The organism is Streptosporangiales bacterium (assembly GCA_009379955.1).
GTDB lineage: Bacteria > Actinomycetota > Actinomycetes > Streptosporangiales > WHST01 > WHST01.
In genome coordinates this window covers 1-14837 of the sequence record WHST01000032.1, presented here as the reverse complement: position 1 = coordinate 14837, position 14837 = coordinate 1, and the positions used below count along the sequence as shown (strand labels likewise).

Genomic DNA, 14837 nt, shown 5'->3' with positions numbered 1-14837 from the left:
GTTCGGTGCCGTCACGGCGTTGTGACCTGGAACCGGTGCCGACCGCGGTCAGCGCAGTCCGAGGATGGTGTCGACGACGAGCTGGTCGAGGCGTTCGTTCTCGTACCCGCGGGCGGCGAGCGCGTCGGTGTCGGCCGCCGCGTCGCGCAGCTGCGCCGCGGTCTCGGCCGAGTACGGTCCTGCGGTGGGGACGGCGAGCTCGGGCACGTACGCCGCCTCGGCGGCCGCCTTCACGTCGGGGTCGGCGTCGAAGCGCCTGGCCGCGGCGGCGAGCGCGAGGTAGGTGCGCATGCAGCCGGCGGCGAAGTCCCAGACGCCCTCACCGGTCTCCGTGCGGTAGGGCCGGGCGTCGAAGTGGCGCGGGCCGTCGTACCCGGACGACTCGAGCAGGCGCACCAGGAAGAACGCGTCCTTGATGCCCTCGGACCCGAAGCGCAGGTCCTGGTCGTAACGGCCGATCTTCTGGCCGTTGAGGTCGATGTGGAAGAGCTTGTCCGCCCACAGGGCCTGCGCCACTCCCTGGTGGAACGACAGCCCGGCCATGGTCTCGTGCGCGACCTCGGGGTTGACGCCCACCATCGCGGGGTCGTCGAGGCGCTCGATGAACGCGAGCATGTGCCCGACGGTCGGCAGGAGCGCGTCGCCTCGCGGCTCGTTGGGCTTCGGCTCGAGGGCGAAGCGCATCGGGTACGCGTGGTCGCGCACGTAGCCGCAGAGGAAGTCGATGGCCTCCTTGTACCTGTCGAGGGCATCGCCTCCGGGCTTGGCGGCCATGGCCTCGGCGCCCTCGCGGCCGCCCCAGAAGACGTACGTTGCCGCGCCGAACTCCGCGCCCAGGTCGATCGCCCGCATCGTCTTCGTCAGGGCGAGACGCCTGACCTCGCGGCTGTTCGCCGTGAACGCGCCCTCCTTGAAGACGGGGTTCCAGAACAGGTTCGTGGTCGCCATCGACACGACCATGCCGGTGTCGTCGAGCGCGCGACGGAACCGCTTCAGGCGCTCCGCGCGCTCGCCGGCGTCGAGGTCGGGTGGCACGAGGTCGTCGTCGTGGAACGAGACGCCCCACGCGCCGAGGTCGGCGAGCCGGCGGACCACCTCCGCCGGGTCGAGCGGCGGTCGTACGGCTGCGCCGAAGGGGTCGTGCCCCGGGTGTCCGACGGTCCAGAGACCGAAGGCGAACCGGTGCTCGGCGGTGGGAACCAACTCGTCGGTCGTGGCCACGGCTGCTCCTCGGACGACTTCGTCTAGGAGCCAAACTAAACGCGCGGCCGACTGGTCCTGTCAAGAGTGAATGCCTTCGGTGACAATGGCCGAGGCGATGATCCGGTAGGTGTACGATCCTGGCCACATGACATCCGAGATCGACTACTCCGATGCGCGAGCGCGAGCCGCGCCGGCGCGGCCGTACGGCGTCCGGCGGCACAACCTCGGTCTGGTGCTGCGCCACCTCGCTTCGACGGGACCGCGCAGTCGGGCGCAGCTCGCCGCCGCGACGGGCCTCACGAAGGCGACGGTATCGAGCATCGTCGCCGAGCTGCTCGACGCGGGGCTGGTGGCGGAGCTGGGTGTGCGTGCGCAGGGTGAGATCGGCCGTCCTGGCAGCGTGTTGACGATCGACGCCGCCGGCAGCGCCGGTCTCGGCCTCGAGATCAACGTCGACTACCTGGCAGTGTGCGTCATCGACCTCGGTCGGCAGACGCGGTTCCACCGCGTCGACTGCGTCGACAACCGGGACTCACCCGGGCGAGCGATCGACCGCCTCGCGCACATGGCGCGTACGGCGCTCGACGCCGCGGCTGCCCAGGGCCTCGTGGTGAGCGGGCTCGCCGTGGCACTGCCCGGCGTGGTCGACGCCGACGGCGTCCTGCTGCACGCGCCCAACCTCGGTTGGCGTGACGTGCCGGTGGCGGACCTGCTCGGCGCGCGCCTGGGGATCGAGCCCGCGCAGGTGATGCTCGACAACGAGGCGAACCTCGCGGCGCTGGCCGAGCTCTGGTTCGGCGAGGGGGCGACCTGGGGCGACTACCTGCACGTGTCGGGCGAGATCGGCGTCGGTGCGGGCATCGTGTCCGGCGGGCGCGTCTCGCGCGGGGCACGCGGCTTCGCCGGCGAGGTCGGCCACCTCTCGCTCGACATGAGCGGGCCTGCCTGCCCGTGCGGTGGCCGCGGATGCCTGGAACGCTACTGCGGGCAGGAGGCGATCCTCCAGGCCGCGGGCCTCGATCCCACGCCCACCACCGCCACCGGCCGGCCGGACGGCTCGCTGGCGGGACTCCTCGCCGCCCTGGAGGCGGGTCGCGCCCGCCCGGTGCGTGCCGTGCGCAAGGCGGGCACGGCCCTCGGTCGGGGAGTGGCGGGTGCGGTCAACCTGCTCGACGTCGAGACGGTCGTCCTCGGCGGCATCTACTCACCGCTGGCGCCCTGGCTGGCGGAACCGTTCACCGAGGCGCTCAGGCAGCACACGATCGCGTCGTCCTGGGAGCCGATCCGCATCGAGATCTCCCGCCTCGGCCCCGACGCCGCCGTCCGCGGAGCCGCCGGCACGGTCACCCAGCGCGTCCTCGCCGACCCGACGTCCCACACGCCCCTGGCGGTGCCGGGAGGCGGGTAGCCACGGCCGCCGGGCGACCGGGAGCCCGTGAGGGGCACCCTCACCGTGTTCCCACGCCCGTGAGGGGCACCCTCACCGCGCTGGGCCACGGTGAGGGTGCCCCTCACGGATCCAGCGGGGTCGGGGACGTGCGCAGCGGTGGGACGCCGAGGGTCTCGGCCAGGTCCTGTAGGGGGCGCAGGTCCTCCGCCACGTATGGGATGCCGGTACTGAGTCGCTGGTCCTCGGTCCGCTGCTCCGGCTCGCCGGGGGTCAGGATCTCGTCGAAGCCCTCCGCCGGCTCGACCCCGGTGACGCGGGTCAACAGCGTCGCCATCCGGTCGTCGAAGTCGGAGACGAACAGGTCGGGACGCACGGCGACGAACGTGTGGCCGACGTTCTGCGGCCGGTCGTAGTCCTTGTACTGGTCGCCGACGTCACCACCGAACGCCGCGCCGGTGAGGACGCCGCCGAGGACGTCCATCAGCAGGGCGAGTCCCGACCCCTTCGGGCCGGCGGCGGGGAGGACGACGCCGCCGGCGAGTGCCGCGGCCGGGTCGGTGGTCTCGCGACCCTGGGCGTCGAGCGCGTAGCCGGCGGGGATCGAGTGGCCGAGCTTGAGTGCCCGCCTGATCTTCCCTCGCGCGGCGACCGCCGGCGACATGTCGAGGACGAACGGGTGCTCCGATCCCGACGGTGCGCCGGCAGCGATCGGACTCGTGCCGAGCAGCGCCTCGCGACCACCCCACGGCGGCATCGCGCGGGACGCGTTGGTGAACACGAGCGCGACGTAGCCGGCGTCGACGGCCTGCAGGACGTAGTTGGCGGCCATGCCGAAGTGGGTGCTGCGGCGCACGCCGACGATGCCGATGCCGATGTCGGAGGCCATGCGGACCGCCTCGCCGGTCGCCCGGGTGGCGACGACGAAACCGAGACCGTCGTCACCGTCGAGCCGTGCGGCGGCGGCGGTGACTTGTTCGACCTGGAGATTTGGCTTGGCTTTGACCAGACCTCGTTCCAGTCGGTCCAGGTAGCCCGCCATGCGGGTAATGCCATGGCTTTCGACACCGCGAAGATCGGCTCGTACCAAGCATCGCGCCGTCGTCTCGGCGTCGTCAGGAGGCACGCCATATGCCATGAATAAACCGCCGGTGTACGAAATCACTTCATCGGATGCCGCGTAGACCGTCGTCTTGTCAATTGGCCGATCTTGGTTCATGATGAGTTTCAGTTTCCATCGCGCGTCAGTGGGAGGTGGTACGCATTTCTGGTGCGAGCGGGCGTGGACCCGTACCGCAGTCGGCGCGGCACGAGGTGTTGCGGGCGTATCTTGCCACCGTGCCGAAGCATGGCTCGACCACGGACGTCGTGACCGACGCGCTGCGCGAGGCGGTGCTCGACGGCGTGCTGCCGCCGTCGACCTGGCTGCGCGAGGGCGAGCTCGCCGACGAGCTGTCGGTGAGCCGCACTCCCGTGCGCGAGGCGTTGCGCCGGCTCTCCGACGAGGGTCTCGTCGTCCGCAACGTGCACCGCGGCAGCCTGGTGGCACCGATGACGGTCGACGACATCCTCGCGGTCTACGCGGTGCGCGAGATGCTCGAGGGCATGGCTACCGCGCAGGCGACCAGGCGCCGGCCCGCCGGTCTCGTCGACGACCTGTCGCGGGTGCACAGGGAGATGACCGAGCACATCGACGACGACGAGCCCGTCGCCCTGATCAAGCTCGAGCTCGAGTTCCACCGGGTGTTGCGCGACGCGTGCGGCAACCCGTACCTCGAACGCTTCCTGACCCAGATCGAGCACGCGGTGCGCCGCTTCGGCCGCAGCAACCTGCTGGTGCCCGGCCGCATCCGCGACATGCTCGCGGAGCACCGCGCGATCATCGAGGCCGTCGCGTCCGGCGACGCCGACGCTGCCAGCAGCAACGCGGCCGAGCACATGCGCAGTGCCAGGGACGTCCGCATTCGCAGCATGTTCTCGACGTAGCCACACGATGTCGATCATGCCGCCGTCCCCGCCAGGGCGTCGCGCACGGCGTCCGCCGCCGCCCGCGGGCTCGTGACGACGGTCGCACCCGCGGCGCGCAGGGTGTCCACCTTCGACTCCCAGCTGCCGCCTCCAGGTCCACCGACGAACGCGCCCGCGTGCCCCATCGCGACGCCGCGCGGCGCGCTCCTGCCGGCGATCAGCGCGACGACGGGCACGGCGGAGCGCGCGACGAGAGGTGCGACGTCCTCCTCGTCCCTGGTGCCGATCTCCCCGACGAGGACGAGCGCGCCGGTGCCGTCGTGCGCGACGAGCTCGGGGAACAGGTCGGCGAACGCCGCGCCCTTGAGACCGTCGCCGCCGACGCCGATCCACGCGGACAGTCCGATGCCGGTGCGCGCACACTCGTAGGCGACCTCGTACGACAGGGTGCCGCTGCGGGAGAGGAGCGCACAGCGTCCCGGCTCGGCGAAGTCGGTGGGCAGGAAGCCGAGGGTGACCCGGCCGGGCACCAGGAGACCCGCGGTGTTCGGCCCGACGATCCGCATGCCGTGGTCCGCCGCCACCTGCAGCGCGAGCAGCAGGTCGTGCTGGCCGATCCCCTCGGTCACGCACACCGCTACCCGGACGCCCGCGTACGCGCACTCCAGCAGCCCGGCCGCCGCGCGCGCCGGCGGCAGCATGGCCACGACCACGCGTGCGCCCGTCGCGTCGACGGCGCGCTCGACCGTGTCGAAGACCGGCAGGCCGTCGACGGTCTCGCCGCCGTGGCCGGGCGCCACACCGCCGACGACGTCCGTGCCGTACGCGCGCATGTGCGGCGCGAACCTGCGGCCGGCACGGCCGGTGATGCCGTGCACGAGCACGGGTCCCTGCACCTCGTCCAGGAGGCTCATGCCGCCGGCTCGTTCCGTACGGTCGCCGCGACGGCGTCGACGAGGTCCTCGAGCGAGCGGACGTAGGTGAGGCCGGCCGCGTCGAGCAGGCGCCTGGCGTCCTCCGCGCCGTTGCCCTCGACGCGCACGATCAGGGGGACGGTCGGTGGTTCGATCTCCACCGCGCGGACGAGCAGGCGGGTGAACTCGGTGATGTCGGTGATGCCGGCGAACACGTTCACCGCGAGGCAGGCGAGGTGGTCGAAGCGGCGCAGCTCGCGGAGTACGCAGACGAGCCGATCGGTGCTGCCGCGCATGCCACCGCTGCGGATGTCGCAGAAGTTGATCGGCGGCGCGCCCGCCCCGGTCAGCAGGTCGACGAGCAGCAGGGAGCCGCCGGCACCGGTGCTGACGAGGCCGACCCTCGCCGCCGGGTCGAGCGTGACGAAGTCGAAGCCGTACTCCTTGGCGGCCCGCGCCGACGGGTCGTCGGCAGCCGGTGCGGTGAGCGCGTCCTCGGGCACGACGCGGACGTCGGCGGCGACCACGTCGCCGGCCTCGGTCACGAGCACGGGGTTCAGCTCGACGAGCACGGCGCGTCGCTCGGTGAAGAGCCGGTACGCGGCCTCGGCGACGGGCACGAGGCGCTCCACGAGCGAGGCGGGGAGGTCGGGCTGGTCGTGCGCGGCGTTCCAGACATGCCACGGCCGCAGGCCACTGGCGACCGGTACGGGCACCACCGAGATGCGGGACGGGTCGTCCTCGACGTCGACGCCGCCGTGCGCGCCGAGCAGCAACGCGGCACTGCGTGCCCTGCCGTCGACGGTGACCGCGACGTACACCTCGCGCACGTGGGGGACGTGACGCTCGACGAGCACGGACGTGGGCACGTGCCGGCCGACGCGGCGACCGAGCAGCTCCGCCGCGGCGGCCGAGGCCTGCGTGGGGTCGTCGGCGGTACACACGCCGCCGGCCTTGCCGCGCTCTCCCGCCGGCACCTGCGCCTTCACCACGACGCGACCACCGAGCTCACGGGCGACGTGCTCGGCCTCGGCGGGATCGCCCGCCACGCGACCGTCGGGTACGGGCAGACCGACCGCGGCGGCGAGTGACTTGGCCTCGTGCTCCAGCAGCTGCATCCGCTATGCCCGCAGCAGGTGACGGGCGATGCCGTTGCGCTGGATCTGTGGCGTGCCGCCGCCGAGCGGTCCGTACCGCGCCCATCGCAGGTAGCGCTCGACCGGCATCTCCTTGGTCCAGCCGTGCCCGCCGAAGACCTGCAGTGCCGTGTCCGTGACGCGCAGGGCCATCTCGTTCGCGAAGAGCTTGGCCATGCTCGCCTCGTGGCGTTCGGGGAAGCCCTGGCCGGCCTTGGCGGTGGCTCGCCAGATCAGCAGCCGCGCCGCCTCGATCGCCACCTCGTTGTCGGCGAGCAGCCAGCCGAGCCCCTGGTGCTCGCCGATGGGACGTCCGCCCTGCCTGCGGTTCTTCGCCTGGTCGACCGCGAGGTCCTGCGCGCCCTGCGCGATGCCGAGCGACACCGACGCGTTGAGGCAGCGCTGCCCGTTGAACATGCTCAGCATGCGGCGCAGCCCGTCGTCCCTGGCGAGCACGTGGTCGGCGGGCACGCGGCACTCGTCGAAGCTCACCTCGTGCAGCGTGTCGCCGCCGAGGGTCTGGAACGTCTGGCCGACGGACAGCCCGGGGGTGTCGCGGCCGACGACGACCGCGCCGACCTCGTCCGCGCCCGAGGCACCCTTGATCTTGCAGAAGACGACGAACACGGCCGCCACGTCGGCGCGCGAGATGAGCGTCTTGTGCCCGCTGACGATGACATGGTCGCCGTCGTCGCGCGCTGTCGTCCGCATCGCCTTGAGGTCGGAACCGGTGTCGGGCTCGGTGATGCAGATCGCGCAGATCGCCTCGCCGCGCGCCACCTCGGGCAGGTGCCGCTCCCGAACGGACTCGCTGCCGTACGCGGCGATCACCCGGGTCTGCACACCCAGCTCGCCGAGTGCGGCCATCGCCGTGACGTAGCAGCACCGGCCGATCTCCTCGAGGATGAGCGCGGCGTCGAGCCAGGTGCCCCCGCCGCCGCCGTACTGCTCGGGCACGCTGGCCCCGAGCAGTCCCGTCTCGGCGAGCCGCGACATGTTCTGCCAGGGGAACTCACCCGACGTCTCCCAGGTCGTCGAGCGGTCCCTGAACTCCTCCGACACCTCACGCGCGAGGGCGCGCATCTGCTGCTGCTCGGGTGTCAGCTCGAACTGACCCAACCGGCCCGCCTCCTCGTCTCTTCGGCTACGACCTATGTCCTAGCCGCGGTAGCCGAACACCTTGTTCCACTCCGCGATCCACTCCTCGCGCAGCCCGATGGCCTTCTCCGTCGTCGGCGTGTACGGCTTGATCTCGTCGATGGGCGGCATCGGCTTGCCGCCCGTCTCCGGCTTGGCGGCCTTCGGGTTCACCGAGTAGTCGCCACCCTCCTTCGCGGCCACCGACTGTCCGCGCTTGGACATCGCCCAGTTCATGTACACCTGCGCGGCGTTGGGATGCTCGCTCTTCGCGACCTGCCCGATGAAGAAGTTGAACATCGGGACGCCGTCGCTCGCCCAGACGTAGCCCACCGGCGCGCCCTGGTCGGCGAGGTCACCCGCGACACCCGGCCTCGCCGCGGCGACCGCGACCTCGCCGCGCCCGAGCTTCTCGCCGAGCGAGCCGACCGACGACTCCAGCAGCGGCTTCTGGTCCGCGAGCTTCTGCCAGTAGTCGTCACCGAGCTTGTCGCGCATGAACAGTGCGAGGTTCCAGCCACCCGCGCCCTGCGAGGCGTGGACGATGCCGACCTTCTCGCCCTTCAGTTTCGGGTCGAGCAGGTCTTGCCAGCTCTTCGGCTCCGCGACACCGGCCTTCTTCAGCTCCTCCTTGTTGAAGGCGATCGTGGTCGGCGCGGAGATGAACGCGTAGTACACCGAGTCCGCGCCCTTGTACTCGTCCGGGATGTCCGCGTCGTTCGGTACCTTGTGCGCGACGAACATCTTCTTGTCGACGAGGTCCTTCCACAGGGCGTCGTCGGGCATGGCGATGATGTCGGCGGGCAGCGACTTCGCACCGTGCTCGCTCAGGATCCGCTCGTTCAGCCGCCCGGTGGGACTGCGGACGCCGGAGACCTTGATGCCGGTGTCCTCGGTGAACGCGTCCTGCATCGCCTTGGTCGCGACCTCGTTGACCGAGGTGTAGATATTGACGGTGCCTTCCTTCTTGGCCGCGTCGTACAGCTTCTGCGAGGCGACCGTCTCGCCGTCGAGCTCCAGCGCCTTGCCTCCGCCCTCGTCGGACAGCGACCCCGCACTGCACGCGGACGCCGCGAGCATCGCGATCGCACAGGCCCCCGCGACCAGTGTCGACTTCCTTCGCATGACAACCCCTTTGTTGCGGTGATCTGTCGTGTGCCTTCGTACGGACGTTGCATTGCTCAGCCCGCGCGGATCCCGAGGAACCTCCTGCCGATCAGCGTCAGGACGAGCATCAGTGCGACGTAGAGCAGGCTCATCGCCGCGACGGGCGGCAGCCGGCCGCCCTCCCACTCGCTGTAGATGGCGATCGAGAGCACCTGCGTCTCCGAGGTGAACAGGAAGATCGCGACGCTCAGCTCGCGCATCGAGAGGATGAAGATCAGCATCAGCGTCGACGCGACGCCAGTGCGGATGAGGGGAAGGAGGATCTCCCACACCGTGCGCAGCCGGCTCGCGCCGGAGATGAAGGCGCTCTCCTCCAGATCCTTGTGCACCTGGATCATGCTCGACGAGACGCCCTGGAACCCCTGCGGCATCAGGCGGCTGATGTAGGCGAGGATCAGCACCGCGAGCGTGCCGTACACGAGCGGGAACCTGATCCAGGTCCAGAGGAAGCCCAGGCTGATCACGAGCGCGGGCACGGCGATCGGCCACATCGCGATGTACTGCAGGTACCGGCGCCCAGGCGTGTCCGTGCGGTGCACGATGTACGCGAGCAGCAGGTACAACGCGCCGCCGAAGAGCGCGGTGCCGATGCCGACGAGGATGCTGTTGATCAGCCCGAACTGGAACGACTGCGAGTCGAGCGCCTCGCGCATGATGTCGAGGTTGAACTGGTCGAGGTCGAACAGCGAGGCGAAGTTCGGCGTGTACGGGTTGGGTCGCAGCGCGCTCTGTGCCAGTGCCCAGATCGGCAGTACGACGGCCAGCAGGATGTAGCCGACGGCGAACGCGAAACCGACCCAGCGCCACGGACCGAGGTTGCGGACCCGCGGGTGCAGACCCTTGCCCGTGACGGTGACGTACTGTCTCGTGGCGAGCAGCCGGCGCTGGATGATCACCATGGCGATGGTGATGACGAGGAGCACGGTGCCCGCGACGCTCGCGACGTTGGGCTGCGACGGCGACGTCGCCATCAGCCGATAGATCTGCGTGGGGATGGTCTGGATGCCGCGCGGTGAGCCGAGCACCTGGGGAACGGTGAAGTTCTCCATGATGAGCATCAGTGTCAGGGTGGCCGCGCCGAGCAGGGCGGGCGTGACGAGCTTGAGCGTGACGTGTCGCAGCACGCGCCAGGAGTTGGCGCCGTGCACCTGCGCCGCGTCCTCGAGCTCGGGGTTGAGCAGCGTGAGCGCGCTGTTGACGAACAGGAAGACGTACGGCGCGTAGTAGAGCCCGAAGACGAAGATGAGCCCGGGCCGCGAGTAGATGTTGACGAACTCGGGCAGGCCGAGGTCGCGCATCAGGATGTTCACGTAGCCCTGGCGGGGCGACGCGATCACCGCCCACGCGATCGACCCGACGAGCGACGAGACGAACAGCGGCATGATGCCGGCCATCTGCACGAGCGGCTTGGCCGGGACGTTCGTGCGCGCCGCGAGCCAGGCGAGCACGCAGCCGATGACCACGGCGATGACCGTGCCGCCGACGCCGACGGCGAGAGTGTTGGTGAGCGCGGTGATGTTGTCGGGCGACAGCAGCTGCGCGTAGTTGTCCAGGGTGAACTTCGCGGGAGGCGCACCCGGTCGGGGCGGGGTGTCGACGAACGTCGCGTACAGCAGGATGCCCATCGGCACGACGACGAGGAAGAACAGCACGACGAAGAGGAACGCCATCGGCAGATAGCGCAGTACCCGTCGGGTCCGGTTCATGGACTAGTCCACCAGCAGCTGGACCTGGTCGGGTGCGACCCGGGCCAGGATCCTGGTCTCGGGCGCGAACTGCGTGCGCTTGTCGGTCGAGGTGGCGTACATGTCCTGGCCGTCGGCGAGGGCGATGTGGTACCTGGTCTGGTCGCCGAGGAAGCTCGACGACAGCACGGTCGCGGGCAGCGTGTTGGAGGTCCCGCCGGCGCCTTCGGTGCCGTCGGCGGTGAGCGTCACGTCCTCGGGGCGGACGCAGACGTGCACCTGGCTGCCCGTCGCGTGGTCACCGGGAGGCGCGACGACGCGGTGCTCGCCGACCCGTACCGTGGTGCCGTCCTGGTCGGACGCGTCGACGGTGCCAGGCAGGATGTTGTCGACGCCGAGGAAGTCGGCGACGAACACGCTGTTGGGCTCGCGGTAGAGCTCGGTGGGCGTGCCGAGCTGGACGATGACGCCGTCGCGCATCACGGCGATGCGGTCGGCGAGTGCGAGGGCCTCGTGCTGGTCGTGCGTCACGTACACGGTCGTGATGCCGAGGGTCTGCTGGATCTCGCGCAGCTCGAACCTGAGCTTCTCGCGCAGCTTGGCGTCGAGGTTGGACAGCGGCTCGTCGAGCAGCAGCATGCTGGGGCGCATGACCAGGCTCCGCGCGAGGGCGACGCGCTGCATCTGGCCGCCGCTCAGCAGGCTGGCGCCGCGGTCACCGAAGCCCTCGAGCCCCACGGTCGCGAGCGCCTCGGCGACGCGTTCGCGGATCTCCGGCTTGCGCACCTTCTGCATCCGCAGCGGGAACGACACATTCTCCGCGACGGTCATGTGCGGCCAGATCGCGTACGACTGGAAGACCATGCCGACGTTGCGCTTGTTCGCGGGGACGTTGACGCCCTTGGCCGCGTCGAAGACGACCCTGTCGCCGATCTCGATCGTGCCCTCGCCCGCGGTCTCCAGGCCGACGATGCAGCGCATCGTCGTGGTCTTGCCGCAGCCCGAGGGGCCGAGCAGGACGAGCAGTTCGCCGTCGGCGATGTCGACGTCGAGGTCGCGCACGGCGACGGTGTCGCCGTACCTGACCGTCAACGCGCGGATCGCGATGTCCATGGGTTCACCGTTCTGGTACGCCTCAGTGCGTACAACTTGGATACAGGCCGGACGCGGCAAAGGTCAAGAGGAGGAGGTGATTCCCACGTGAGAACGCCTCCTGGGGGGACTTGAGGTTGTCGAGCGGACATGATTGCATGCAATCCCTGAGCGGCGGAAGAAGGCAGGTGCGGACGTGGGTGGGATGACGGTCGCCGAGCGCGTGGCGACGGTGCTGGCCGAGCTCGGCGTCGAGCGGGTGTACGGGTTGCCCGGCGAGGACCACATGACGCTGCTCGACGCGTTCGCCGGCGCCGGCATCGGCTACCGCGCGGCGTACAACGAGTCCTCTGCCGTCATCATGGCCGCCACCGACACCCGGCTCACCGGCCGGCCGGGCGTCGCGCTGCTGTCGCTGGCTCCCGGCGTGAGCAACGGGATGAACGGGCTCGTGCACGCGTACCTCGACGGACTGCCGGTGCTCGTGCTGTCCGGGCAGCACGCGGCCAAGCGGCTGCCGTTCGTCGTCCGGCAGGGGTTCGACGTCGAGCAGATGGTGCGCCCGGCGACGAAGTGGACGACCCGGCTGCCCGCGGGAGTCGATCCCGCGCAGCTGCTGTGCAAGGCGGTCGACCTCGCGGTGACGGGCCCGCCGGGACCGGTGTACGTCGAGCTGCCCGATGAGGTGCTCACGCTCGAGCTGCCCGACCGCGCGGGTCAGCCTGCGCTCGAGCTGCTCGCCGCCGAGCTGCGCGACGGCGGGTCGGGCACGCGCGGGACGCTCGTGCCGTCCGCGGAGACCCTCGCCGACCTCGCACGCCGCCTGACCGAGTCGCGCCGACCCGCGCTCGTCGTCGGGGGCAGGCACGCGGGCGTCGCCTCCGACACCCTCGCGCGGTTCGCCGACGCGGTCCGCTGCCCGGTCTTCGTGACGTCGGCACAGAAGGGCGTGCTCGACTCGCAGCACCCGTACTTCGCCGGCACGTTCCTCGGCGGCAACGTCGAGGCGAGGATCCTCGGTGAGGCCGACCTGATCGTGACCGTCGACCTCGAGGGGTACGACGTCTACAACAAGCCGTGGCCGTACGACGCGCCGACGGTCTCGGTCACCGGCACGCCGCTGACCGAGTGGCGCATCCCGTTCGCGCTACGCGTCACGGCCGATCCCGAGACGTGCCTGCGGGAGCTGACCCGGCGGGTCATCGACCCCTCCTCGCAGTGGCGACCCGAGGACGTCACGACGTACCGCGACAACCTCCGGCGTGACCTCCTCGCACCAGTGCAGGGCGGCCTGTCGGTGGCCGCCGCCGTCGACGCGGCACTCGGCGCGTGCGACGAGGACACGGTCGTGGCCGCCGACGCGGGCTTCAGCAAGCCGCTCGTGGCGCTGCTCTCCGACACCGCCAGACCCGGGCACTTCCTCTCCTCGAACGGCCTGTCGACGATGGGCTTCACGGTGCCGGCGGCGATCGGGGCGGCGTACGCGACAGGGCGCCGGGTCGTCGGGTTCCTCGGCGACGGCTCGCTGCTGATGCGGGCGTCGGAGCTGGCGATCGCGCGCGACCTCGACGTGCCACCGGTGTTCGTCGCCCTCATGGACCGTTCGCTGTCGCAGATCGAGATCAAGCAGGCGCGGCGCAGCCTCACGACGGTGGGCGTCGGCCTGCCGGAGCTCTCGTGCGCCGACCTCGGGACAGCGCTCGGCATCCGTGGCGCCGACGTCGACACCGCCGACGCGATCGCCCCGCTGATGCGAGACGCCTGGGCCGCAGGTGAGGCGTTGCTGATCGGCGTGCACGTCGACGCCGCGACGTCGCCGCCGACGTTCGAGCTGCTCCGGGGATGAACGCGTCGCGGCCCGTACTCGCGGTCCTCGACGTGCTGCCGGACACGTCGCGTACGGCACTCGCCGAGAGCTTCCCGGGTCACGACCTCGTCCACGTGACCGAGAGCACCGAGGACGAGCGTCGTCGGGTCATCGCCGACGCCGAGGCCGCGCTGGTCATGTGGTCGGCCGTCGAGGCGTCCGTCTTCGAGGCCGCGCGGCACTGTCGTGTCGTGCAGAAGCTCGGCGTCGGCGTGGACAAGATCGACCTCGACGCCGCGTCGCGGTGCGGGATCCCCGTGCTGCGCGCGGCCGGTATCAACGCCGACGCAGTCGCGGAGATGACCCTGCTGCTGATCCTCGCGGTGGCGCGCGACCTCGGTCGTGCCGTCGACGAGACGCGGCGCGGCGGCTTCCCGAAGGAGGAGGTGCGGGCCCGTGCGTTCCAGCTCACCGGCAAGACCGCGGGACTCGTCGGCTTCGGCCACATCGGCCGCGCCGTCGCGCGCCGCCTCGCCGCCTTCGGGGTGACGGTCCTGTACCACGACGTCGTACGGGCATCGGCCGACGACGAGCGCGCCTGCGGGGTGACGTACGCGGAGCTCGGCGACCTGACTGCCCGCTCGGACATCGTGTCGCTCCACCTGCCCGCCACGGCGGACAACCGGGGTCTCGTCGGGCCTGCGTTCCTGGCCGGCATGAAGCAGGGGGCGATGCTGGTCAACACTGCGCGCGGGACGCTCGTGGACGACGAGGCGCTCGCGGCGGCGATCGCTTCCGGGCACCTGCTCGGTGCGGGGCTAGACGTCACCTCGGTGGAGCCATTGCCGCGCACGTCGCCGTTGTGGGACCTCGAACGCGTCGTCGTCACGCCGCACATCGGCGGGGCGGTGGCGAACAACTTCCCTCGGGTTGCTGAGCGGGCGGCGCGGAACGTGTCAGCCGTGCTTGCCGGTCGGCGGGCTGATGTCGCTCCGGCTGATGTGGCTTCTTGGCCACTCCCTTCCTGACCGCTGGCTTGGGGTCCGCTGCCTCGCCCCTTTCTTGATTGTGGGGGTCGGGTGCCGGGTGTCAAGAAACCGCGTGGCGTTTGTTTGTTGTGTTTGTGGTCTGGCGGTTTCTTGACACCCGGCACCCGACCCCGAAAAGCGCGCATCTACGGGGTGAGGCAGCTCTCTGGGCGCTGTTTTGCGCCTGACTTCGTGACGCAGATCGGCGTGTCTATCAGACAACATCCGACGGGTTCTCCGACCTCTCCCGGAGGATCTGATCATGTCCGAACTCGACCGTGGTACCGACCGTGCTGGCCGGCGTTCGAAGCGG

12 protein-coding genes are annotated in these 14837 nt (G+C 70.7%); 4 read left to right on the top strand and 8 right to left on the bottom strand.

The features are described from left to right. Positions 1-48: 48 nt before the first annotated feature. Positions 49-1203, bottom strand: coding sequence for a xylose isomerase (locus GEV10_12070; protein ID MQA79191.1), 1155 nt, complete (start codon positions 1201-1203; stop codon positions 49-51). A gap of 145 nt (positions 1204-1348) precedes the next feature. Here GEV10_12070 and GEV10_12065 point away from each other — a divergent pair, with 145 nt between their 5' ends. After that, on the top strand, positions 1349-2611 hold the full coding sequence (locus tag GEV10_12065) for an ROK family protein (protein MQA79190.1): 1263 nt from the start codon (positions 1349-1351) through the stop codon (positions 2609-2611). 103 nt (positions 2612-2714) lie between these two features. Here the strand turns inward: GEV10_12065 and GEV10_12060 are convergent, their stop codons facing one another. Continuing rightward, on the bottom strand, positions 2715-3809 hold the full coding sequence (locus tag GEV10_12060; protein ID MQA79189.1) for an Ldh family oxidoreductase: 1095 nt from the start codon (positions 3807-3809) through the stop codon (positions 2715-2717). A 95-nt stretch (positions 3810-3904) separates the two neighbouring features. Here GEV10_12060 and GEV10_12055 point away from each other — a divergent pair, with 95 nt between their 5' ends. Further along, entirely contained in the window at positions 3905-4576 is a 672-nt protein-coding gene (locus GEV10_12055; GenBank protein MQA79188.1) for an FCD domain-containing protein, read from the top strand. Positions 4577-4590: 14 nt separating this feature from the next. Here the strand turns inward: GEV10_12055 and GEV10_12050 are convergent, their stop codons facing one another. From GEV10_12050 to GEV10_12025, 6 genes are read right to left on the bottom strand one after another with little or no spacing between them, the layout of a single operon-like run. Beyond that, positions 4591-5472 (bottom strand): succinate--CoA ligase subunit alpha, encoded by an 882-nt coding sequence (locus tag GEV10_12050; GenBank protein ID MQA79187.1) that lies wholly within the window; start codon positions 5470-5472, stop codon positions 4591-4593. Further along, positions 5469-6590 carry a hypothetical protein gene (locus GEV10_12045; protein ID MQA79186.1) on the bottom strand — a complete coding sequence of 374 codons (1122 nt, stop codon included), beginning with the start codon at positions 6588-6590 and terminating at the stop codon, positions 5469-5471. The genes GEV10_12050 and GEV10_12045 overlap by 4 nt, the downstream gene beginning before the upstream one ends. Positions 6591-6593: 3 nt before the next feature. Continuing rightward, entirely contained in the window at positions 6594-7727 is a 1134-nt protein-coding gene (locus tag GEV10_12040; protein MQA79185.1) for an acyl-CoA dehydrogenase, read from the bottom strand. Between the two features lie 39 nt (positions 7728-7766). Then, a complete protein-coding gene (locus tag GEV10_12035) occupies positions 7767-8870 on the bottom strand; it encodes an extracellular solute-binding protein (GenBank protein MQA79184.1) in 1104 nt (367 codons plus the stop codon). Positions 8871-8926: 56 nt separating this feature from the next. Beyond that, a complete protein-coding gene (locus tag GEV10_12030; GenBank protein ID MQA79183.1) occupies positions 8927-10618 on the bottom strand; it encodes an ABC transporter permease subunit in 1692 nt (563 codons plus the stop codon). Positions 10619-10621: 3 nt separating this feature from the next. Then, positions 10622-11710, bottom strand: a complete 1089-nt coding sequence (locus GEV10_12025; GenBank protein ID MQA79182.1) for an ATP-binding cassette domain-containing protein — start codon at positions 11708-11710, stop codon at positions 10622-10624. Positions 11711-11885: 175 nt separating this feature from the next. On the opposite strand from GEV10_12025, the gene GEV10_12020 reads away from it, so the two are divergent. Together GEV10_12020 and GEV10_12015 are read left to right on the top strand one after the other, a co-directional pair. After that, entirely contained in the window at positions 11886-13535 is a 1650-nt protein-coding gene (locus tag GEV10_12020) for a hypothetical protein (GenBank protein ID MQA79181.1), read from the top strand. After that, positions 13532-14524 carry a dehydrogenase gene (locus GEV10_12015; GenBank protein MQA79180.1) on the top strand — a complete coding sequence of 331 codons (993 nt, stop codon included), beginning with the start codon at positions 13532-13534 and terminating at the stop codon, positions 14522-14524. The genes GEV10_12020 and GEV10_12015 overlap by 4 nt, the downstream gene beginning before the upstream one ends. The last annotated feature ends 313 nt before the right edge of the window (positions 14525-14837 follow it).